The 21,549-nt window shown below is 70.4% G+C and carries 19 protein-coding genes; 15 read left to right on the plus strand and 4 right to left on the minus strand.

Annotated elements, in window-relative coordinates; translation table 11 throughout:
* The first annotated feature begins 136 nt into the window (after window positions 1-136).
* From AOK01_RS34700 to AOK01_RS34715, 5 genes are all read left to right on the plus strand, one after another.
* On the plus strand, window positions 137-952 hold the full coding sequence (locus tag AOK01_RS34700) for a phosphatase (RefSeq protein ID WP_055518746.1): 816 nt from the start codon (window positions 137-139) through the stop codon (window positions 950-952).
* 129 nt (window positions 953-1,081) lie between these two features.
* A complete protein-coding gene (locus AOK01_RS34705) occupies window positions 1,082-1,291 on the plus strand; it encodes a helix-turn-helix domain-containing protein (protein ID WP_093781815.1) in 210 nt (69 codons plus the stop codon).
* Window positions 1,292-1,455: 164 nt separating this feature from the next.
* Window positions 1,456-1,554 carry a 30S ribosomal protein bS22 gene (locus AOK01_RS42065; RefSeq protein WP_003948845.1) on the plus strand — a complete coding sequence of 33 codons (99 nt, stop codon included), beginning with the start codon at window positions 1,456-1,458 and terminating at the stop codon, window positions 1,552-1,554.
* Between the two features lie 335 nt (window positions 1,555-1,889).
* A complete protein-coding gene (locus tag AOK01_RS34710; protein WP_055518747.1) occupies window positions 1,890-2,951 on the plus strand; it encodes an NAD-dependent epimerase/dehydratase family protein in 1,062 nt (353 codons plus the stop codon).
* A gap of 14 nt (window positions 2,952-2,965) precedes the next feature.
* Window positions 2,966-4,066: a lysophospholipid acyltransferase family protein gene (locus AOK01_RS34715; protein ID WP_055518749.1), complete on the plus strand. Its 1,101-nt coding sequence runs from the start codon at window positions 2,966-2,968 to the stop codon at window positions 4,064-4,066.
* 125 nt (window positions 4,067-4,191) lie between these two features.
* Here AOK01_RS34715 and AOK01_RS34720 read toward each other — a convergent pair whose 3' ends face one another.
* From AOK01_RS34720 to AOK01_RS34730, 3 genes are all read right to left on the minus strand, one after another.
* The gene (locus tag AOK01_RS34720) at window positions 4,192-5,439 is read right to left on the minus strand and encodes a DUF5667 domain-containing protein (protein WP_055518751.1); all 1,248 of its coding nucleotides are present in this window, start codon (window positions 5,437-5,439) and stop codon (window positions 4,192-4,194) included.
* Between the two features lie 333 nt (window positions 5,440-5,772).
* On the minus strand, window positions 5,773-6,549 hold the full coding sequence (locus AOK01_RS34725; RefSeq protein WP_055518753.1) for an ECF subfamily RNA polymerase sigma factor, BldN family: 777 nt from the start codon (window positions 6,547-6,549) through the stop codon (window positions 5,773-5,775).
* Between the two features lie 312 nt (window positions 6,550-6,861).
* Entirely contained in the window at window positions 6,862-7,800 is a 939-nt protein-coding gene (locus tag AOK01_RS34730; RefSeq protein WP_055518754.1) for an HAD family hydrolase, read from the minus strand.
* A 103-nt stretch (window positions 7,801-7,903) separates the two neighbouring features.
* Here AOK01_RS34730 and AOK01_RS34735 point away from each other — a divergent pair, with 103 nt between their 5' ends.
* The 8 genes from AOK01_RS34735 (at window position 7,904) to AOK01_RS34770 (ending at window position 18,763) form a co-directional block, all read left to right on the plus strand.
* Entirely contained in the window at window positions 7,904-8,167 is a 264-nt protein-coding gene (locus tag AOK01_RS34735) for a glutaredoxin family protein (protein WP_245702547.1), read from the plus strand.
* 331 nt (window positions 8,168-8,498) lie between these two features.
* The gene (locus AOK01_RS34740) at window positions 8,499-9,266 is read left to right on the plus strand and encodes a redox-sensing transcriptional repressor Rex (protein ID WP_055518760.1); all 768 of its coding nucleotides are present in this window, start codon (window positions 8,499-8,501) and stop codon (window positions 9,264-9,266) included.
* A complete protein-coding gene (locus AOK01_RS34745) occupies window positions 9,263-11,191 on the plus strand; it encodes a glutamyl-tRNA reductase (protein ID WP_055518762.1) in 1,929 nt (642 codons plus the stop codon). Before AOK01_RS34740 ends, AOK01_RS34745 begins: the two co-directional genes overlap by 4 nt.
* The gene (gene hemC, locus AOK01_RS34750; RefSeq protein WP_055518764.1) at window positions 11,188-12,147 is read left to right on the plus strand and encodes a hydroxymethylbilane synthase; all 960 of its coding nucleotides are present in this window, start codon (window positions 11,188-11,190) and stop codon (window positions 12,145-12,147) included. Before AOK01_RS34745 ends, hemC begins: the two co-directional genes overlap by 4 nt.
* A complete protein-coding gene (locus tag AOK01_RS34755; protein WP_055518766.1) occupies window positions 12,144-13,832 on the plus strand; it encodes a bifunctional uroporphyrinogen-III C-methyltransferase/uroporphyrinogen-III synthase in 1,689 nt (562 codons plus the stop codon). The genes hemC and AOK01_RS34755 overlap by 4 nt, the downstream gene beginning before the upstream one ends.
* 250 nt (window positions 13,833-14,082) lie before the next feature.
* Window positions 14,083-14,793 (plus strand): hypothetical protein, encoded by a 711-nt coding sequence (locus AOK01_RS34760; RefSeq protein ID WP_055518767.1) that lies wholly within the window; start codon window positions 14,083-14,085, stop codon window positions 14,791-14,793.
* Between the two features lie 115 nt (window positions 14,794-14,908).
* Window positions 14,909-15,901, plus strand: a complete 993-nt coding sequence (gene hemB, locus AOK01_RS34765) for a porphobilinogen synthase (protein ID WP_055518769.1) — start codon at window positions 14,909-14,911, stop codon at window positions 15,899-15,901.
* 123 nt (window positions 15,902-16,024) lie between these two features.
* Window positions 16,025-18,763, plus strand: a complete 2,739-nt coding sequence (locus AOK01_RS34770; protein ID WP_055518771.1) for an ABC transporter substrate-binding protein — start codon at window positions 16,025-16,027, stop codon at window positions 18,761-18,763.
* 57 nt (window positions 18,764-18,820) lie between these two features.
* Here the strand turns inward: AOK01_RS34770 and AOK01_RS34775 are convergent, their stop codons facing one another.
* Window positions 18,821-19,528 carry a DUF4232 domain-containing protein gene (locus AOK01_RS34775; protein WP_055518773.1) on the minus strand — a complete coding sequence of 236 codons (708 nt, stop codon included), beginning with the start codon at window positions 19,526-19,528 and terminating at the stop codon, window positions 18,821-18,823.
* A 216-nt stretch (window positions 19,529-19,744) separates the two neighbouring features.
* On the opposite strand from AOK01_RS34775, the gene AOK01_RS34780 reads away from it, so the two are divergent.
* Together AOK01_RS34780 and AOK01_RS34785 are read left to right on the plus strand one after the other, a co-directional pair.
* Complete coding sequence (locus AOK01_RS34780; RefSeq protein WP_055518774.1) at window positions 19,745-21,136, plus strand: transcriptional regulator; 1,392 nt, start codon at window positions 19,745-19,747, stop codon at window positions 21,134-21,136.
* A 70-nt stretch (window positions 21,137-21,206) separates the two neighbouring features.
* Window positions 21,207-21,549, plus strand: a 343-nt coding sequence (locus tag AOK01_RS34785) for an SAM-dependent methyltransferase (protein ID WP_213862197.1), incomplete at its 3' end; no start/stop codon positions are given.

The raw sequence follows: 21,549 nt of genomic DNA on the forward strand, positions 1-21,549 counted from the left end.
AAACGCCGGACGGGCTGAAGAGCCAGGGGCGCGGGGAACTGCGCGACCAGCCCCCGCCCCTCCGGGGTTACGCCAACTGTGGGGCGGTCGGCTTGTTTTCGGGGCGGGGAAGCTGAACCTGCGGCAGCATCGGGGCGTGTTGGGTACCGGGGCGTTGCGGGCGCATCTGCTGGCGGCGAGGCTGGCCGGGACTGTGGCCACCTCGCGTGAAGTGAGTCTCAGGAGTTATCGGCTGTTCGCGGCTCGGGACCCGCGAGTGACGATCGGACTCGATCCCGAACGAACGTGGAAGCAGCATGATCTGATCGCTTTGATGGCGGACAGGTGTGGCGTATCGGACGATCCGCGGCATACGTCCGGGCCCGATGTGATCGACCCCGAGCGGACTCTCGCGGCGCTCGACGCCTTCGCGGAGCGGCTCGCGGAGGCCGCGCGGAACCGTTCGCCGGTACTGCTCGGCACCGGACATCCGCACCGGCTGATCGGTTTCTACGCCGCCCTCGCGGACGCTCTGTCGGCGGCAGGATGTGTCGTCCTCACCCCCGCGCATGGTGACCGTGTCGACATAACGACCCGGTTCGGTCTACGCACGTACAACCTTGACTACGTACGAGGGGTCGCGCTGGTGCGTGCGCCCGGGGTGCCGGGCGCCGGTCGCGGGGCCGGTGTGCACACGCACTCGCCTCTCCCGGTTCGTGCCGCTCTGGCCTCCGCGGCGGACGCCGGCGGGCCTCTTCCGGAACTCGTGGTGGGAGACCACGGATGGGTCTGCGGAGCAGGTCAGCTGGGGTTCGAGGCCATCGGTCTGGGTGACACCGACGATCCCGCGCTGTTCGTCGGAGAGGCGGAGGGGCGGGTGTCCGTCGTCGTTCCACTTGATGACGCTGTGCGGTCTGATTACTACCGACCGCTTACTCGCTATGTACTCAATCGAGCGTGTCTGTCACAGTAGGCCGCCGATGGGGGCTCCTCTTCCCCACTCGCATCACCCGCCCCTACTCTGGGGAGTGAGCACGCAACGACGAAGTGTCACTGGAAGGGGAAGCCGGTGACCGTCGAGTGCGGAAGGTTCAGGTGTGTCATGGCTGCTGGCGAGAGGCCTCTGAACGAGGTGCAGTTCCTTACCGTGGCGGAAGTCGCCTCGGTGATGCGAGTGTCGAAGATGACCGTGTACCGCTTGGTGCACAGCGGTCATCTGCCCGCGATCCGGGTGGGGAGGTCGTTCCGCGTCCCGGAGCAAGCGGTTCACGAGTACCTTCGCGAGTCCTACGTGGGGGTGGAGACAGCCTGACGGCGGTCCGGGGGAGTCCCGGGACGGCTCGGTCGCGTCTCCGGGATTTCGCCCGGATCCCCTCGATTACGACCTCGGCGCTCAGACGGGTAGGCTGGCCCCTCATAAGTCGTGTGGGCCCATGCAGCCCAGCAACGAGTAAAGAGAAGTGAGCGAGGGTAGTCGTGGGCTCTGTTATCAAGAAGCGGCGTAAGCGGATGGCCAAGAAGAAGCACCGCAAGCTGCTCAAGCGCACTCGCGTTCAGCGTCGCAACAAGAAGTAGTCGCGGCAGACGGCGGTCGCCCACCACGCGGAAGCGGGGCGTGGGCGACGCCGCCGACAGTGCGCTCTGTGGCCCCCCACCGGTCAGGTGGGGGGCCACAGCCGTATCCGCCCGCTGACGTCGGCGTGCGTCCGGCTGTGTGAACGCTGTGCGTATGGCTGGGTGTACGTCTGTGCGGCGAATGGCTTGGTCCGGTCGTATGTCCGGGTGGGCCGACACTTCGGTGCATCATGCAGCCGTCACGGCGCGACACCGACCCGCTAACGTGACCGGCACGGGGAACACGGCAGAGTACGAGCAGGATGTCGTCGACGGCTGGAAGGAAGGCGCTGATCTTGGGGAAGGTCGTGCTCGTGACCGGAGTGGCCCGTCAGCTGGGGGGCCGGTTCGTACGACGGATCCAGCGTGACCCCGAGGTGGACCGGGTGGTCGCCGTGGACGCGGTCGCGCCGGAGCACCACCTGGGCGGAGCGGACTTCGTACGGGCCGACATAAGGCAGCCCACCATCGCCAGGCTGTTGGCCGAGCACTCCGTGGACACGGTGGTGCACATGGACGTGACGGGCACCCCGCTGGGCAGCGGAAGCCGGGCCTCGGTCAAGGAGAACAACGTCATCGGCACCATGCAGCTGCTCGGTGCCTGCCAGAAGTCGCCGACGGTCACGCGGCTGGTCGTGAAGTCCAGTACCAACGTCTACGGCTCGGCGCCCCGCGACCCGGCCGTCTTCACCGAGACGACCCCGCCCAAGTCGCTGCCCAGCGGCGGCTTCGCGAAGGACACGGTCGAGGTCGAGGGGTACGTACGAGGGTTCGCGCGGCGCCGGCCCGACGTCGCCGTGTGTGTGCTGCGGTTCGCCAACATCCTCGGGCCGAGCGCGGACACACCGCTCGCCGCGTACTTCTCGCTGCCCGTGCTGCCGACCGTGTTCGGCTACGACCCGCGGCTGCAGTTCGTGCACGAGGACGACGTGATCGAGGTACTGCGGATCGCCTCGCACGAACCCGCGCGGGGCACGCTCAACAGCGGCACGTTCAACATCACCGGCGACGGCGTGCTGCTGCTCTCGCAGTGCGCGCGCAGGCTGGGCCGGCCCACGGTCCCGCTGCTGATGCCCGCGATCAGCTGGGTGGGCTCGGCACTGCGTACGCTGGGCATGACGGACTTCTCGCCCGAGCAGTTGAGGCTGCTCACCCATGGCCGGGTCGTGGCGACGAACCAGATGCGCGAGACGCTCGGTTACCGGCCGAAATTCACCACGGCGGAGACGTTCGCGGACTTCGCCCGCAACCGGGGCCCCGGACTGCTGCCACCCGAGGTCCTTGCGGGGGCGGTCGACCGGATCGCCGAGCTGCCCGCACTGGGCGGTGGCCACCCCCCGACGCAGAGCGCCAACTGAGGAGCGCATCAACGATGGCGGACGCCAAGGTCATTCCGTTCGACGACGACCGGTCCCGCGGGAGTGCCGTACAGCGGCCGTCGCGGCGCCGGAGCGGGGGGAGCAGGCGCAAGGGCGAGCCGGCGGCGGTTCATGAGGTCCAGCCCCTGCCCGCAAGAACGATTCCGCAGGATGATGTGCCTGTGACGCGTGAGGAACCGGCCACTGGACCGGCCACTGGACCGGCTGCTGAACCGGCGGCCGAGTCGGTCGCTGCGGAGAAGGGATCGGGCGGCGATGGCTGGGAGCGGCGGGTCGCCGGCGGTCTGTCGTTCCTGCGGCGGCGCCTGACGGGTGAGTACGACGTCGATGACTTCGGTTACGACCAGGAGCTCACCGAGCAGGTCCTGATGTCTTTGGTGCGCCCCCTCTACGAGAAGTACTTCCGCGTGGAGGTGAAGGGCATCGAGAACATCCCGGCGGAGGGCGGGGCGCTGATCGTCGCCAACCACTCGGGGACGGTGCCGCTGGACGGCCTGATGATGCAGGTCGCGGTCCATGACAACCACCCGGGGAACCGGCACCTGCGGCTGCTCGCGGCCGACCTGGTCTTCATGCTGCCCGTGGTCAACGAGCTGGCCCGCAAGGCCGGTCACACCCTCGCGTGCGCGGAGGACGCCGAACGGCTGCTGCAGCGGGGCGAACTGGTCGGTGTGATGCCGGAGGGATTCAAGGGCATCGGCAAGCCGTTCAGCGAGCGCTACAAGCTCCAGCGCTTCGGCCGCGGCGGCTTCGTGTCGACCGCGCTCCGTCAGGGCACCCCGATCATCCCGTGCTCGATCGTGGGCGCCGAGGAGATCTACCCGATGATCGGCAACGCGAAGACCCTCGCGCGGCTGCTCGGGTTCCCGTACTTCCCGATCACGCCCACCTTCCCGTGGCTCGGCCCGCTGGGCGCGGTTCCGCTCCCGACCAAGTGGACGATCCAGTTCGGCGAGCCGATCCGCACGGACGGCTATCCGCCGGAGGCGGCCGAGGACCCGATGCTGATGTTCAACCTGACGGACCAGGTGAGGGAGCAGATCCAGCACACGCTCTACAAGCTGCTGGTCCAGCGGCGTTCGGTGTTCTTCTGAGATCCGATGAGATCCGATGGATGACGGCGTATGCGTACGAAGGTGGGGTGCCCCTTTTTGAAAAGGGGCACCCCACCTCCGTATCGGCCGGACAGGGCCTGGCCGGCCCGGTCGGTCCAGTCGGTCTAGTCGGTGTCCTGGCTGTCGATGCCCAGGCCCGGGAGCAGGCCCGGGAACAGGGGCGGCAGGGTCACGTCCGGCTCGGGTGACGGCGTGTCCTTGTTCTTGTTCTTGTCCTTGTCCGGCGGGGTGGGGCTGGTGTCGTCCTCGGGCGGGTCGAGGAGGCCGCCCGTGTTGCCGCCGAGCAGGCCGTCGTCCTCGCTCTTGGACGTGGACGGCTCGGGGTTGCCGGTGCCGGCTCCGGGCCCGTCGGACGAGTCGCCACCGGTGGCGCTGGGCGAGGCCGGGCGGTCCGAGCCGGACGAGCCGGTGGAGTCCGAACCGGCGCCGCGGTGCCGGCCGGTGCCTTCCGGAGCGGGCGGCTGCGGGAGCAGCGCGCGCAGCGGGTCGACCTCTTCCTCTATGGCGTCGAAGACCGAGCTGACCTGGCGGCTGACGTCGCCGAGCTGGACGGGCAGCCGGTCGCGCAGGGTGCCCCAGGCGTCGCGGTGTGACTGGGAGAAGGCGGACAGGGCCTGGATGGGGCCCAGGGAGTCCGGGTCCCGCTCATAGGCGTCGTGCAGCAGGCGGTGGCCCTCGGAGGCGTCGTGCCGCATGCCGGACAGTGTGCGTCGGATCTCGCCCAGGGACTCGTGGTCCAGCGGGCCGGTACGGTCGCGCTCCATCAGGCGGCGCGCCTCGCTCAGCCGGGTGGAGGCCTGGTCGAGGTAGAGCTCGCCGCGGTTGTTGTCGCCGTCGGCCATGCCCAGCTTGAGATCCTCCATGCCGCGCTTGAGCCCGTAGAGCGAGTCACCGGGCAGGGCGTCGGAGCTGGCGGCGGCTACCCCGCCGAAGGCTCCGGCGGCCACACCCACGGTGAGCCCGCCCGCGGCGAGACCCTTCGACAGCCGGGAACGCGGCCGCAGTTTCCCCAGCCCGGTCGCCCTGTGCGCGCCCCTGCCCCGATGGGACCGCTGCTCGGGCACCGAAGAGCCCGCCGCTTCGCCTCCTGCGGCTGTGCCCTCCAGCAGCATGGCCTCCATCGCGGCCACCAGCTGCGCTCTCTGGACGACCTTGACCTCGGGGTCCATCTCCGGTTGGGGCAGCTCGCCGAGGCCGGTCGCCAGGGACAGCATCCGGCTCTGCTCGGGCCGGTCCGCGACGGCCGGAGCAGGTCCTTCGGACTGCTCGGCCGCCGTGTCCCTGTCGGACTGCTCCTCCAGGGCCTGGGCGAAGGCGTTCGTCCGCCGGTGCGCCGATACGTTTGCGATCACTGGCGGCACCTCCTCTCGTCATGACGGTCGGCTCCCCAGGGGGTCCTGGGGGTCGCACCCGTGACCACGACAACTCGATCGAGTGATCGAAGACGGTCAGGGTGTGACCACAGGGAGCCTGTATCCCGCACAACGAGCGGCTCGGCACTTGGGTTACGGACGACGGATGATCGGACCGCGAAGTCAACCGACTTTCACGGATGGTGAGTTGAGCGTCGCTGAGCGTATGGGTTCGTACGGGGTCGTACCGGGGGCCGGTCCGGCCGCGTGGCGTGGAGCCTGTGCGGTACGGGGGTCTCAGCGGACGTCTCAGCGGGCGTATCGGTGGGCGTCTCAGCGGGCGTCTTCCGGGAGGAGCCGGGCCAGGGTGCGCACCGCCCGGTACTGGAGGGTCTTGATCGCGCCCTCGTTCTTGCCCATGACACGGGCGGTCTCGGCGACCGAAAGGCCCTGGAGGAATCGCAGGGTCACGCACTCCTGCTGTTGGGGATTGAGGCGGCGTACGGCGTCCAGCAGCGCCGCGTTCGAGAGGGACTCCAGGACGGAGTCCTCGGGGGAGCGTGCGACCTCGTTGGCGTCGAGCATTTCGCCGGTGGTCACTTCGAGCCGGAAGCGGCTCGACTTGAAGTGGTCCGCGACGAGGTTGCGGGCGATGGTGACCAGCCAGGCGCCGAAGTCACGGCCCTGCCAGGTGAACGTTCCGATGCGGCGCAGTGCGCGCAGGAACGTCTCGCTCGTGAGGTCTTCCGCGGTCGCCTTCCCGCCGACGCGGTAGTAGATGTAGCGGTACACAGTGTCGCTGTACTGGTCGTAGAGCCGGCCGAAGGCCTCGGCCTCACCGGCCTGTGCGCGCTCCACGAGGTCCATCATCCGGGCGCTGTCACTGTCTGCGGCCGGACGGCGTGCGGGGGTGGTCGACGCGCTCGAACGTCCTCGTCTGCCGACCGCCGCGCTGCCGTCGGCCAGTGCGTAGCACGGGCCGACGGGCGCGACGGAGACAGTGAGGGCGGGGACGGCGTACGCGGTGGGGACGAAGCCGCGCAGGCGGTCGAGGACCGTCGCGCGCAGCGTAGCCAGGCCCGAGGCGTCAACCCCGACGTGTGGGTACACGGGACTCCCAGAGGCAGAGCTTCCATCACGTGCAGTGCAGGACCGTTCACTCGTCGTAGCGAAGAGTGGGGTCCGTTATGCGTCTGAGGAGAATAACGCTTCGTACAGGGAGTGCTACACCCAGTTGCTCAAATCATCGATTACGTCGCTTCTGTAACCGAATGACACCTGATCAAGTGCGGGGTAGTGACCGGTTGTTGACCGATTCGGCCCGCGTTAGGTCTGAGTCCGGGGCGTGTTGTGGCCGGGTGCCGTCAACGCGACGGGCGCTCCGACGGGGCGCGGGGAACCGGGGCGCGGGGAACCGCGCGCTCAGCGACGACGGCGGTGCAGGGCGATCGCCGCGGCGGTACCGCCCGCCACGGCGCCGACCCCGGCAGCCGCCGGGATGCCGACCTTCGCGGCCTTGCGGCCCGTGCGGTAGTCGCGCAGCCGCCAGTCGAGGGTGCGGGCGTGCTTGCGGAGCTTGGCGTCCGGGTTGATCGCGTAGGGGTGCCCGACCAGCGACAGCATCGGGATGTCGTTGTGCGAGTCGCTGTACGCGGCGCAGCGGCCGAGGTCCAGGCCCTCCGCGGCGGCCAGGGCGCGTACCGCCTCCGCCTTGGCGGGGCCGTGCAGGGGTTCGCCGACGAGCTTGCCGGTGTAGACGCCGTCCACCGATTCCGCGACCGTGCCGAGCGCGCCGGTCAGGCCGAGGCGGCGGGCGATCACCGTGGCGATCTCGACGGGGGCGGCCGTGACGAGCCACACCTTCTGGCCCGCGTCCAGGTGGGCCTGGGCCAGGGCACGGGTGCCGGGCCAGATGCGCTCGGCCATGTACTCGTCGTAGATCTCCTCGCCGATCGACATCAGTTCGGCGACGCGGTGGCCCTTGACGATGGACAGCGCCGAGTCGCGGGCGTCCTGCATGTGCTCGGGGTCCTCGACGCCGGCCAGCCGGAACCAGGCCTGCTGCCAGGCGAACCGGTACAGCTCGCGCGACTCGAAGAACTTCCGCTTGTAGAGGCCACGGCCGAAGTGGAACAGCGCGGCGCCCTGCATCACGGTGTTGTCCAGGTCGAAGAACGCGGCGGCCCGGTCGTCGCCGTGGACCGGGAAGTCCGGTTCGGCGCCTTCGGGCGCGGCTTCGTGCGCGAGCTCCTCCAGTTCCTGGGAGGTCTTGCGCGCTGCCTCAGCCGAGGCCTCGCCTGCCAGCACGCTGCGCGCGGTCGCGGAGCGCCTACGGGGAGTGAGCCATCCGAGAGCGGCCATGGCGTGAGCATAGCCAGTTTGTTCGGTACTTCTGGCGTCGGGAGGTTTGGGGACTGTGAACTCTCTGCGACGCGTTGTCGCGGGGCGCGGGAGAATGCGGTGTATGAGTGCTGAGAAGAAGGTGCCGTCGGAGCGGCTGGTCACGTTGATCGGGAAGCCCGACTGTCATTTGTGTGAAGACGCACAGGGAGTTGTGGAGAAGGTCTGCGGTGACCTCGGAGTTCCCTGGGAGAAGAAGGACATCACCCAGGACCCGGAACTGCACCGGGAGTACTGGGAACAGATCCCGGTCGTGCTGGTGGACGGGGCCCAGCACACGTTCTGGCGGGTGCACGAGGAGCGGCTGAGGCGGGCGCTCACGACATAGCCGTGGCCGGTGGGTCGCGGGAGTAATCGGACCGTGGCCTGACCGAGCAGTCCAACGGGGCCGGAAAGTCACTTAGGATCGAGGGCGATTCGGACTCGGGGGCGGGGATCGTAGAGGAGAGTGTGCGGTTTTGCCCCCAAGAAGTGAGGAACGAAGGTGCGTGTGCGCCGGTTCCGTACGGGTACGCCGGGGGTGCGTGACCCCGGTCACGTTGGCCGGGCAAATCGGACACCATCTTTGTGCACGCGTTCACAAAGACATAGCCTGCATTCGACGGGGCGGTCCAGGTACATGTGACCGCCTGCAGCCCCGCGCTACCCGCAGGAGCACCGTGGCAACTGGCCGAACTCACCGAACGGCGACCCGCAGCCGAGGGATTCCCGAGGCCACCGTCGCCAGGCTTCCGCTGTATCTCCGCGCCCTCACCGCACTGTCGGAGCGCTCGGTACCCACGGTCTCCTCCGAGGAACTCGCGGCCGCGGCGGGGGTCAACTCCGCCAAACTGCGCAAGGACTTCTCGTACCTCGGGTCGTACGGCACGCGCGGTGTGGGCTATGACGTCGAATACCTCGTCTATCAGATCTCCCGCGAACTGGGCCTGACCCAGGACTGGCCGGTAGTGATCGTCGGTATAGGAAATCTCGGCGCGGCCCTGGCCAACTACGGCGGGTTCGCCTCACGCGGATTCCGGGTCGCGGCGCTGATCGACGCCGATCCGGAGATGGCGGGGAAGCCTGTCGCCGGCATTCCCGTGCAGCACACCGACCAGCTGGAAAAGATCATCGACGACAACGGTGTGTCGATCGGTGTCATCGCGACCCCCGCCGGGGCAGCTCAGCAGGTCTGCGAGCGGCTCGTCGCCGCCGGTGTGACCTCCATCCTGAACTTCGCGCCGACCGTCCTGTCCGTGCCGGACGGCGTCGACGTGCGCAAGGTCGACCTCTCCATCGAGCTGCAGATCCTCGCCTTCCACGAGCAGCGCAAGGCCGGCGAGGAGGCCGACGCGCAGGCCGACGCCGTGCTCGCGGCCGAGGCCGCGGCGGCCGAGAAGGCCGGTAAAGGGCCCGACGGGGACGTCCCCGCCGTGATGCCGGCATGAGCCTTCTCGTCGTCGGGCTGAGCCACCGCAGCGCTCCGGTCAGCGTCCTGGAACGCGCGACGCTGTCCGCGGACGCCCAGACCAAGCTGCTCCAGGACACCGTCGCCGCCGAACCGGCCACCGAGGCCGCGGTCCTCGCCACCTGCAACCGGATCGAGCTGTACGCCGACGTGGACAAGTTCCACGCCGGTGTCGCCGAGCTCTCCACGCTGCTCGCGCAGCACAGCGGCGTAGGGCTCGACGAGCTCACGCCCTATCTGTACGTGCACTACGAGGACCGGGCCGTCCACCATCTCTTCTCCGTGGCCTGCGGGCTGGACTCGATGGTGATCGGCGAGGGGCAGATCCTCGGCCAGATCAAGGACGCGCTCGCCACCGCGCAGGAGCTGCACTCGGCCGGACGGCTGCTGAACGACCTGTTCCAGCAGGCGCTGCGGGTCGGCAAGCGGGCCCACTCCGAGACCGGTATCGACCGGGCCGGGCAGTCCCTGGTGACCTTCGGCCTGGAACAGTTCGCCGGTGGTGCCACGGTCGACGCCTGGGCCAGGGACAAGCAGGTCCTCGTGATCGGCGCGGGCTCGATGTCCTCGCTCGCCGCGGCCACCCTCGCGCGCGCCGGAGTGGCCGAAGTGGTCGTCGCCAACCGGACGTTCGACCGGGCCGAGCGGCTCGCCACGCTGCTCGTGGACCAGTACGGACAGCGTACGGACGAGCGGAGTTCGGACGCGCAGGGCGGCTCGGGGCTGCTCGCCCGAGCGGTACCGATCGACGCGGTCGCGGGTGAATTGACACGTGCCGACGTCGTCGTGTCGTGCACCGGTGCGACCGGTCTCGTCCTCACGGCCGAGGTCGTCGCCGCGGCGATGGAGGGCCGGAGCCGTACGGCCTCGCCGTCGGTCGCCGGCAACGGCAGGGGCGACGGCGCGCGCCGTACCACCGGCGGTTCCGGTTCCGGCCCTGGTTCCGCCCACGCCGCCGCTTCCGCCGTACGGGACGAACTGTCGCCCACCGCCGTCGGCACCGAGGAGAACTGCCCCCTCGACCTCTCCACCGTGCAGGGCACCGCCGGGTTCTCCGTGCTCGGTGAGGCCGCCGTGGCCGGAATGGCCGCGGCCGAGCTGGAACAGCACGCCGCCTGGGTCGACAAGGGAGCGTCGGCCACCGGTTTCGCCGAGCAGGACGACCCCGCCGCCGAGGCCGAGGCCATCGCGGCCCTCGCCGCCGCCGCGGCCACCCTCGGACGGGTGCCCGAGTGGCGCCGGCCCGAGCCCGTCGCCGAGATGCCCCGGCCCGCGCCCGTGCTCTCGCTGCTCGACCTCGCCATGCCCCGTGACATCGATGCGGCCGCGCACCGGCTGCCCGGGGTACGCCTTGTGGACATCGAGTCCCTCGCCGAGGAGTCCGCCGACGCCCCCATGGCCGCCGACGTGGACCAGGTGCGGCGCATCGTGTCCGACGAGGTCGCCGCCTTCGGCGCCGCTCAGCGGGCCGCGCACATCACTCCGACCGTCGTGGCGCTGCGGACGATGGCGGCCGAGGTCGTCGCGGGCGAGATCGCCCGGCTCGACGGACGGCTGCCCGGCCTCGACGACAAGCAGCGCGGCGAGATCACCCAGACCGTGCGACGCGTGGTGGACAAGCTGCTCCACGCGCCGACCGTACGGGTCAAGCAACTGGCCGCCGAGCCCGGCGGTGCCGGGTACGCGGACGCGCTGCGGACCCTGTTCGACCTGGACCAGGAGACGGTCGCCGCCGTCTCGCGGGCCGACGAAGCCGCTGATGGCAGCGACGCCCGTGGTGTCACCGACCGCGGCGCCGACTTCAGCAGCACACGCTTCGACAGCAAGATCTTCGAACGCGACAACCGCGACAACTTCGACAGCAGCAGTAACTTCGAGAGCGCCGAAAACCGAGGGCGAGCATGACTGAGCAGGCACTGAGGCTCGGGACCAGGCGGAGCAAGCTCGCCATGGCCCAGTCCGGGCAAGTGGCGGACGCCGTGAGCCAGGTGACCGGGCGGTCCGTCGAACTCGTGGAGATCACGACCTACGGGGACACGTCCCGCGAGCACCTCGCGCAGATCGGCGGCACGGGCGTCTTCGTGACCGCCCTGCGGGACGCGCTGCTGCGCGGCGACGTGGACTTCGCCGTGCACTCCCTCAAGGATCTGCCGACCGAGCAGTCCGACGACCTCGCGCTGGCCGCGGTGCCCGTCCGCGAGGACCCGCGTGACGTGCTGGTCGCACGGGACGGCCTGACGTTCGCCCAGCTGCCGGACGGCGCGCGGATCGGTACCGGCTCGCCGCGCCGCATGGCCCAGCTGAACGGCTACGCGCGCGACCACGGGCTGACGATCGAGACCGTGCCGATCCGCGGCAACATAGACACCCGGATCGGTTTCGTACGCAGTGGTGAGCTGGACGGCGTCGTACTGGCCGCCGCCGGACTGCACCGCATCGGCCGGATCGACGAAGTGACCGACTTCCTGCCGGTCGACACAGTTTTGCCTGCCCCCGGTCAGGGGGCCCTCGCGATCGAGTGTGCCGCGGACAACGCGGATCTCGTCGCTGCGCTCGCCGAGCTCGACGACCCGCTCACCCGGGCCGCCGTGACCGCCGAGCGGTCCCTGCTCGCCGCCCTGGAGGCCGGCTGCAGCGCACCCGTGGGTGCGTTCGCCGACGTCCTGGCCGACGGGCAGATTGTCAAGGAAATGCGCCTGCGCGGCGTCGTCGGCACGACCGACGGCTCGACGCTGGTGCAGTTGTCCACCACCGGTCCCGTGCCCGAGACACATGACCAAGCAATGGCGCTCGGCCGTGAACTCGCCGCCGAGATGCTTGCCAAGGGCGCGGCCGGTCTGATGGGGGAGCGAGAACATTGAGCCCCACCACCCTTCCCGTCGGCCTCGAACACGGGCACGTCACCTTCCTCGGTGCCGGACCCGGTGATCCTGGACTGCTGACTCTGCGCGCCGTGGAGGCGCTGGGGAACGCGGATGTCCTGGTCGCCGAACCCGAAGTGCTCGACGTCGTCCGCACGCACGCCAGACGAAACGTCACCGTGCTCGACACCGAACCGGGCCCGAGCCCGGACACGCCTCAGCTAAAGGTAGTTGACGGAGTGTCAGCCACCTCTGGCGTCCCCGCGTCGAAGGACGCGGCCAATATTGTCATGGAGGCCGCGAGGGGCGGCAGGCGGGTCGTCCGTGCGGTCTCGGGTGACCCCGGGCTCGACGCGTACGCCGCCGGAGAGATGCTCGCCTGCGCCGCCGCAGGGGTGCCGTTCGAGGTCGTTCCCGGTGTCGCCGCCGCTGTGGGTGTGCCCGCGTACGCGGGTGTGCCGTTGCGGGACGCCGAGGGCGCGGACGTGCGGTTCGTCGACGCCCGCACGGCGTCCGGGCGGTGCTGGACCGAGGTCGGCGCGTCCGACGGGACCGTGGTCGTCTCGGCGACCCTCGATTCCGTGGGGGCGGCCGCGGGCGAACTCGTCGCCGCGGGGCGCAAGCCCGACACCCCGATGGCAGTGACCGTCGCGGGTACGACGACCCGTCAGCGGACCTGGTCCGCGACGCTCGGCACCATCGCGCAGACGCTGAAGCAGGCCAAGGTGCTGCCCTCGCCCGAGGGCGGCCGGCCGGTGATAGCCGTGGTCGGTGAGCGTTCCTCCGCCGCCCAGCGCGACCAGCTGTCGTGGTTCGAGTCCAAGCCGCTGTTCGGCTGGAAGGTACTCGTGCCGCGTACGAAGGAGCAGGCGGCGTCGCTCTCCGACCAACTGCGGTCGTACGGGGCCGTGCCGCACGAGGTGCCGACGATCGCCGTCGAGCCGCCGCGCACGCCCCAGCAGATGGAGCGGGCCGTCAAGGGCCTGGTGACGGGCCGTTACGAGTGGATCGCCTTCACCTCCGTGAACGCCGTCAAGGCCGTACGGGAGAAGTTCGAGGAGTACGGGCTCGACGCGCGGGCCTTCGCCGGGATCAAGGTCGCCGCGGTGGGCGAGCAGACCGCGAAGGCGCTGGTCGCCTTCGGTGTGAAGCCGGACCTGGTGCCCAGCGGGGAGCAGTCGGCCGCGGGTCTGCTGGAGGACTGGCCGCCGTACGACCCGGTCTTCGACCCGATCGACCGGGTGTTCCTGCCGCGTGCCGACATCGCGACGGAGACGCTGGTCGCCGGGTTGATCGAGTTGGGCTGGGAGGTCGACGACGTCACCGCCTACCGGACCGTACGGGCCTCGCCTCCGCCTGCGGAGACCCGGGAGGCGATCAAGGGCGGCGGTTTCGACGCCGTGCTCTTCACGTCGTCCTCCACCGTGCGGAACCTGGTGGGTATCGCCGGGAAGCCGCACAACGTGACCGTGATCGCGTGTATCGGTCCCGCCACGGCGAAGACGGCCGAGGAGCACGGGCTGCGGGTCGACGTCATGTCGCCGGAGCCGTCGGTGCACCGGCTGGCTGAGGCGCTGGCGGAGTTCGGGCTGCGGCGCCGGGCTTCGGCCCTTGAGGCCGGGGACCCCGTCACCCGGCCCAGTGAGCGGCGGCCGGGGTCCCGGCGGCGGCGGTCGACGACCTGAGTCACCTGAGTCGACGACCTGACCGGACCGTGTCCGGTGTGACGTGAGCAACGGTGAGGGCGCCCTTCTTCGGAAGGGCGCCCTCACTGTTGTTACCGACGTTACCGACGTTACCGAGTGGGGACGGAACCGGATGAACGACTCGTGCCCGGGGTGCCGTCTTACGGGGCGCAACGAACAGTGGATCCGGCCGGCCCCCCGCGAGAGCGGGGGTGGCGCCGCGTCCTGACACCCATGGGGGATTTACATCATGACCACTCGCCCTGCCCGCTCCGTCCGCTCCGCCCGCCGTGCTCGCCGTTCCGTCGGCCTGGTGGCCCTCGCCGCCGCCGCGGCGCTCTCGCTGACCGCCTGCCAGGGCGGTGGCAACGACAGCGGCAAGAGCACCACCGACAAGAAGACGAAAAACACCTCGTCCGTGTCCCACTCGACCGGCGGCGGTGACGCGACCGGCGGAGCCAAGACCGGGAGCGGCACCAAGACCGAGAACGGCGCCACGACGGGGACCGGCACCAAGGCCAAGAACGGGACCGCGGCCAAGGCCGGGGCCCCGGACAGCACCCAGACCCTGGTGGACGGCAGCAAGGCCCAGATCTACAAGCTCGGCGACCAGCACTACCGCGCCGACATCGTCAGCCGCGGTTCGGTCCTGGGCACCCTGGAGACGAACGGGCACGACGACGGGGTCGACGCCAACGACATGTTCGTCGTGCTCACCCTGGGCGGCGAGGTCCACTCCTGGATGGGCGGCGGAAACACCGGACCGGGCACCTTCGAGCTCGCGGGCGGCTGGACGGCCAAGGTCAAGAAGGTCGGCGAGGCGCACTACACCGCGCAGATCCTCGGCAACGAGGGCGACGTCGAGGCCACGATGGACGCGAACCAGCACGATGCCGGTCTCGACGCCAACGGCATCTACATCGTGCTCACCTTCGGCGGCGAGATCAGCGCCCACGAGTAGGACACCCGGCCCGAACGCGGGACCGGGGCCGGGACGGTGGCCGGGACCGGGACGGTGACCGGGGCCGACTTCGCGTCGGCAAAAGCGCCCGTGGGCCGGGCGTAGCGTAGTTGGTATGACGACGTACGGATCCTTCCCCGGTACGCGGCCGCGGCGGCTGCGTACGACGCCCGTGATGCGGCGCATGGTCGCCGAGACCCGCCTGCACCCCGCCGACTTCATCCTCCCGGCCTTCGTGCGGGAGGGCGTCACCGAGCCCGTGCCGATCGCGGCGATGCCCGGCGTCGTGCAGCACACCCGGGACAGCCTCAAGAAGGCGGCGCGGGACGCGGTGGCGGCCGGGATCTCCGGGATCATGCTCTTCGGTGTGCCGGAGGAGTCCAAGAAGGACGCCGTGGGGACGCCGGGGACCGACCCGGAGGGGATTCTGCAGGTCGCCATCAGGGACGTACGCAGTGAGGTCGGGGACGAGCTGCTGGTCATGTCCGATCTGTGTCTCGACGAGACCACGGATCACGGGCACTGCGGTGTGCTGGACGCGCAAGGGCGGGTCGACAACGACGCGACCCTGGAGCGGTACGCCGAGATGGCCCAGGTGCAGGCTGACGCGGGCGCCCACGTGGTGGGCCCCAGCGGGATGATGGACGGCCAGATCGGTGTCGTCCGCGACGCCCTGGACCAGATCGGGTGCGAGGACGTGGCGGTGCTCGCCTACACCGCCAAGTACTCCTCCGCCTTCTACGGTCCGTTCCGCGAGGCCGTCGGCTCCTCGCTGAAGGGCGACCGCAAGACGTACCAGCAGGACCCGGCGAACGTGCGGGAAGCGATGCGGGAGTTGGCACTCGACCTGGAGGAGGGTGCCGACATGGTCATGGTGAAGCCCGCAGGGCCCTACCTCGACGTCCTGGCGCGCGTCGCGGACTCCGTGGACGTACCCGTGGTCGCGTACCAGATCTCCGGGGAGTACTCGATGATCGAGGCCGCTGCCGAGAAGGGCTGGATCGACCGGGACAGGGCGATCCTGGAGACCCTGACCGGGATCAGGCGGGCCGGGGCGCGGAACATCCTCACGTACTGGGCGACCGAGGTGGCGCAGAAGCTGAGGTGAGGGGCGCACGGGAAGCGCGGCGGGGGCGGACGGGTGCGCGGAATGGGTGACGCATAGTATCTCCATGACTACGGTCGGTAGTGTTGCGGGTCACTTCGATCCGAGCTCCACTCCGGGGGAACCGTGGAACCCGTCTTCGCGCACGCCGACAAGCTCTTCTCGCTGCTGAACGAACTCGTACGCCGCCCGAGAAAGGGCGAGTTGCCGCCCGAGGTGCCGGACCGGGACGCGATTCCCGTGCTCGGGCTCGTCGGTGACCGGCAGGACCGGCTGGTCGAGCAGGTGCGGCGGGCGCTCGGTGAGGCCCAGCCGCGGCGCGTTCCGCACGAGGTCATCGCCATGGACGAGCGGTGGGACGAGGTCGCCGGGGACCGTGCCGACCTCGCCCCGGACTGGCAGCGGTCCGAGCTGTGCCGCAGGGTGCTCGTCCAGCTGGCCCAGGAGTATTCGTCCGCGCGCGGCGGGCACGACCGGCGCGTACGGTTCCGGCGCTTCGGGCTCGTCAACTGGCTGCTGGAGATGACCTGCACGGACGAGGAACCGGACTCGCGGCACGACCAGGGCATGCTGAGCCGGCTGCGGGACCGCGAGTTCGAGCGCAGGCCGGTGCTCGGCTTCCTGCGTTCCCCCGGTACCGAGGTGGCACTCCAGGGAAAGGTGCCCTGGTGGGCGTACGTCTTCGGGCTGTACGTGCTGCCGCTGATGTGGTTCAGGGCCTGGCGGGTGCTGGGCAGCGAGTACCGGTGGCTGCTGCGCCAGCCCTACATGGCGCCCGGCGATCCGGGGACCTTCGCGGGGTTCGCGCTGCGGCTCACCCAGCCCCGGTGGGGGCGTGAAGACCCCGACCAGGTCGTCAAGTTGATGATCAACGCCTTTCTGGAGGACCTGCGGGTCGCCTACCGGCGGCGGCTCTGGCGGCGCCGGGCCGCCCGTCGTACGGCCTACTGCGTGGCGTTCCTCAGGGGCGTCAGCGACGCCAACCGCGGGCGGGCGCTGGTGCGTTCGTTCATGGAGGTGCGCAGGGAGACCGGCGCCTTCGACCCGCTGCTGATCATCACGAGCTGCACGGAGGACGAGCACGACCACGAGCGGACGCGCGTGCGGAGCCTGACGGAGGAGCTGACGCCGTACGAGGCCTGGTGCGAGCGGCTGCGGAGCGCGGGCCGCAGCAGGGGCGCCGACTTCTGGTACCTGCCCGTGCGGGTGCCGGCGCCCCTGCCGGAGGGACATCCCGACCTGGAGGCGCAGAACGAGTGCACGTCCGCGGCGCGGCGGTTCACCGTCGGCCGGCCGCCCGCCTGGGCGGGCCGGGCCGCCACGACCGGTGCCGTGGCCCTCGCCCTCGCGCTGGTCGTCGGGGGCGTCGGGGGGATGGTCGAGCGGGACGGGCGGTGGAAGGAGGCGCACTGCGGGCTGGCGCGTTCCCACGCCGACGCGGCGACCGTGACCTGGCAGAAGAAGACGGGGGAATGCGTCGGGGTCGCCTCGCACGGGTTCGCCTTCAAGGCCGACGACAGGAAGCTGGACGGGACCCTCAAGGTCATCGCCGCGCAGAACCGGCGGGCGGAGAAGATCCACCGCATGTCCCGCAACCGGCCCCTGGTCACCCTCGTCCATGTCTCGGCCATGTTCAGCAGCCCCGACAACGAACCGTCCGAGGCCCTGTCGTACGCGCGTGAGCAGCTCCAGGGCGTGGCGAGCGCCCAGTGGCGGCAGCTCGGTCCTGGCGTGCGGGGGCCCGTGCTGCGCATCCTGCCGGCCAACGCCGGTTCCGGTATGCGCTACGGCACGGAGGTCGCCGCCATGGTGGGCGGGATGATGGAGAGCGATCCGACCATCGTCGGCGTCACCGGTCTCGACGAGAGCCGCCAGGCCACGATCAGGACCATCGGGGCCCTGACCCGCGCCGGGCTGCCCATGGTCGCCACGACTCCGTCCGCCGACACCCTGGACGACCACTCACCGCTCTACCACCAGGTCTCGCCGCAGAACTGGCGCGAGGCCGAGGTCGCCGCGGCGTACGCCGGCGAACTCTTCAAGACCGGCAAGGTGAAGAAGCGTGAGGTGCTGGTCCTGTACTCCGCGGACCGGAGCGACGCGTACAGCCGGACCCTGTGGGAGGACGTCAGGAAGGCCTTCGAGGGCAAGGACTTCGTCGTGACGCCGCGGAAGTTTGCCCCCGGGTCCCGGACGGATGCCTTTTCCGGCACTCCGGGCGCGAACTCCGTCGGCCAGGACGTCTGCCACGACAAGAAGCGGATGGTGTTCTTCGCGGGGCGCTCGGAGGACTTCGAGGACGTCCTCCACTCCGTCGACAGCATCTGCGGCTCGTCCGAGCCCTTCATCCTCGGCGGTGACGACGTGGCCCGCCTCGGTGCCGACGCGGCCCGGCGCTCCGCCTTCCACCGCCTGACGTACGACTTCCTCGACTTCACGCCCAACACGGCGTCCTGCGACGGCTCGGGCAACCTCTACAGCACGATGAAGGAGCTGTTCCAGGAGGAGTGCCCGCCGGTCGCGACGACCTATCTGGACGGGCACGCGGCCCTCGCCTTCGACGCCGTCAGCGTGTACCTCCGTGCGTTCTCCTACCTCATGGAGAAAGCCCGGGGCATGGAGCTCACCCCGCACGCCGTGTGGCAGGCGCTGGGCACCGTGCACGGCGACCGCGCGCTCGACGGGGAGAGCGGCGTCGTCGACTTCGGCGGTGAGGCGGGTGGGCACACCCCGGTGGACAAGCTCATCTCGATCCAGCGCGTGGACAGCAACGGCCTGCCCGCCCAGCGGGCCTACTGCGGGCGCTGGACGGGGAAGACGCCGGCGGCGCACTGGTGCCCTGCCTCCGAGGCCGGGAAGTCGTAGCGCCACGGCACCGGCGCCGTGGCGCCGGCTGCCGATCCGATCCGATCCGATCCTGTGTCACCAGGCGAGGGCGTCGTCCATCGTCGCCTGCCAGTACGTGACACGGACCGAGCTGTCCACGTGCACGCCCTTCGCGGGGAGCGACGGCGTGAGGGCCTTCTGCGAGTCCGTGTTGATGTAGAGCGTCATCGACTTGGCCGTGTAGCCGTCGGAGCCGCTGCCGTCCGCCGCCGAGAGGAGCACGCCCGCGTAGCCGGACTCGCCCGGGGCCAGGGTGACGACCGCCTGCGGCTGGGAGTCCTCGAAGACCGGCGGCACCGACTGGGCCTCGCCGAGGCGGACAGCCGGGTAGTAGGCCAGGTCGCAGTTCTTCGAACCGGTGTTGGTGACGGTGAGGAGGAGGTGGTTGAGGGGCCGGGAGACCTCGGTGGCGGCCGTACGGACGGTGGTGCAGGGCTTGTTGAGGGTGGAGTCCGAGTCCGAGTCGGAGGCGCCGGTGGAGCCTGAGGAGCCCTTGGAGCCCGACGAACCCCCCGAGCCGCTCGACCCCGCGGTGCCCTTGGACGACGATCCCACGGGGGCGGCGGTCCCCTTGCCCGTGGTCGCTCCTTCGCTCCCCTTGGACGAGGGCGCCACGGACGAGGTGCCGGCCGACGCCCCCTCGTCGCGCACACCCTCTCCGTTGTTGCAGGCGGTCAGCGACAGCGTGGCGACGGCGAGCGCGGCGGCGGCGAGCAGACGAGTGCGGGCGGTGCGTGCGGACATGAGTGATCCCCCTGATGCGGAACGGCTGGTGGCACGGACCGCTCGACCGGTTGCCGGGAGCGGCGTGCTTGGATGGCTGAAGCTTGTGGGGTGATCCGTCCCGGCCGCCACACCTGCTGGGACTTTCGGGACGCTGGAACGGCTGTAACGGCCCTGACCTGGTCATATGGCAACCCCCTGGAATGCGGACGCGGGACGTCGAGAGAGGTGGCAACGGTGGCGCGGGACGAATTCACGGAGCTTTTGGGGCAGCTGAAGGGGCGATCCGGGCACAGTTACGGGGTACTCGCGAAGCGGCTCCACACGAGCGCGTCCACGCTTCACCGGTACGTCAACGGGGATGCCGTACCGACGGACTACGCACCCGTGGAGCGGTTCGCGCGGGCGTGCAAGGCGACGCCCGACGAACTGGTGGAGCTGCACAGGCGCTGGGTCCTCGCGGACGCACGACGACGGGAGAAGCCGGCCGGGGGCGGCCAGGCTGAGACCGAGACCGGAGTCGGGACCGGGAGCGGGGCCGCGGTTGGGGCCGGCACCGGGAACGAGGCTGGGCCCCTGGCCGCTTCCGAGGCTTCGGGGGGCTCCGAGGTTCAGGCGTCGGCCGGTGCGGAGGCGGAGCACGTGGTCACGTCGGACAGCCCGGACGCTGCCGATGTCCTGGCCTCTCGCCGGGCTCCGGACGCCAAGGCCACGCGGCGGCGGCGTACCGCCGTCCTCACCGGCGCCGCCGTGGCCGCCGCCGTCGTGTCGGTGGTGCTCGTCGTGAATCTCGTGCCGGGCGGCGGCGACAACGACGGCCGCAAGCAGGCCGTGGGGGCCGCCGAGTCCGCCGACGACCGCCCGGGGTCCGACAAGTCCGCCGACGTGAAGAGCAAGTCGCCCTCCCCGACCGCCTCGCGTTCCGGGAACTCCAAGAAGTCCGTCGCCCCCTCCGCCACCCGGAGCGGCGGCGACGGGGCCGGGGCGGCGCCGGACGCCGGGACCGAGGACGGCGCGACCGCGCCCACCGTCGTCGTCAACCCGTACAAGTGGGACGGGCCGTGCGGCCAGCACTATCTCCTCGACCAGAAACCGGAGCACGTCCCTCCGCCGGCGACCGAGCCCGAGGCGCGCGGCTGGGTCACCTCGCTCGGCGGTGTCCCCGGCGGGCGGCAGATAGTCGCGCTGACCGTCCAGGGCACCGGGAAGGCCACCGTCGTCCTGGATTCACTGCACGTGCGGGTGGCGGAGAAGAGCGCACCGCTCGCCTGGAACGACTTCGAGATGGGCGTCGGGTGCGGTGGCGGCGTGGAGACGTCGAGGTTCGGTGTGGACCTCGACGCCGGGCGGCCCACGGTCTCGCCCCGGGCCGGTCAGCGCGACTTCCCGTACAAGGTGAGCGAGTCCGACCCTGAGGTCTTCTACATCTTCGCGGACGCCCGCGCGCACAATGTGAGCTGGTACCTGGAACTGGCGTGGTCGAGCGGGAACAAGAAGGGCACCCTGCGCGTCTCCGACAACGGCAAGCCCTTCCGGACGAGCGGGAACGTGGGGCGGCCCTCGTACAACCACCCGCTCGGCAGCTCCGAGTGGGGACGGAACGAGTACGAGCCCAACATCCCCGGTTGAGCACTGCCAAGTCGCCTCGGGAGTTAGGTTGTTGACCGGTGACCGACGCGACTCTCCAGGGGGAGACCCTATGCCCGGTGATGCTCTCAGCCAGGACCCCGCCGAGCTGAGAAGGAGGATCGACACCACCAAGGCGCACCCGGCCCGGGTCTACGACGTCTTCCTCGGGGGCAAGGACAACTACCCGGTGGACCGGGCCGCGGCGGCCGCCGCGCTCGCCGCCAACCCGCGCGGCTACCTCGACGTCCGGCACAACCGCGACTTCCTGCGCCGGGCCGTGCACACGCTGACCGGCGAAGAGGGCATCCGGCAGTACCTGGACATCGGCACCGGGCTGCCCACCCAGGAGAACGTGCACCAGATCGCCCAGCGCATCGCCCCCGACTCCCGGGTCGTGTACGTCGACAACGACC

It is taken from the genome of Streptomyces aurantiacus (assembly GCF_001418335.1).
Lineage (GTDB): Bacteria > Actinomycetota > Actinomycetes > Streptomycetales > Streptomycetaceae > Streptomyces > Streptomyces aurantiacus.

Bases quoted from the DNA above. Each gene is read 5' to 3' on its own strand.
- AOK01_RS34705 (WP_093781815.1), top strand. From the start codon at position 1,082: ATGGCTGCTGGCGAGAGGCCTCTGAACGAGGTGCAGTTCCTTACCGTG.
- AOK01_RS34715 (WP_055518749.1), top strand. From the start codon at position 2,966: ATGGCGGACGCCAAGGTCATTCCGTTCGACGACGACCGGTCCCGCGGG.
- AOK01_RS34730 (WP_055518754.1), bottom strand. From the start codon at position 7,800: ATGGCCGCTCTCGGATGGCTCACTCCCCGTAGGCGCTCCGCGACCGCG.
- AOK01_RS34735 (WP_245702547.1), top strand. From the start codon at position 7,904: ATGAGTGCTGAGAAGAAGGTGCCGTCGGAGCGGCTGGTCACGTTGATC.
- AOK01_RS34745 (WP_055518762.1), top strand. From the start codon at position 9,263: ATGAGCCTTCTCGTCGTCGGGCTGAGCCACCGCAGCGCTCCGGTCAGC.
- hemC (WP_055518764.1), top strand. From the start codon at position 11,188: ATGACTGAGCAGGCACTGAGGCTCGGGACCAGGCGGAGCAAGCTCGCC.
- AOK01_RS34760 (WP_055518767.1), top strand. From the start codon at position 14,083: ATGACCACTCGCCCTGCCCGCTCCGTCCGCTCCGCCCGCCGTGCTCGC.
- hemB (WP_055518769.1), top strand. From the start codon at position 14,909: ATGACGACGTACGGATCCTTCCCCGGTACGCGGCCGCGGCGGCTGCGT.
- AOK01_RS34775 (WP_055518773.1), bottom strand. From the start codon at position 19,528: ATGTCCGCACGCACCGCCCGCACTCGTCTGCTCGCCGCCGCCGCGCTC.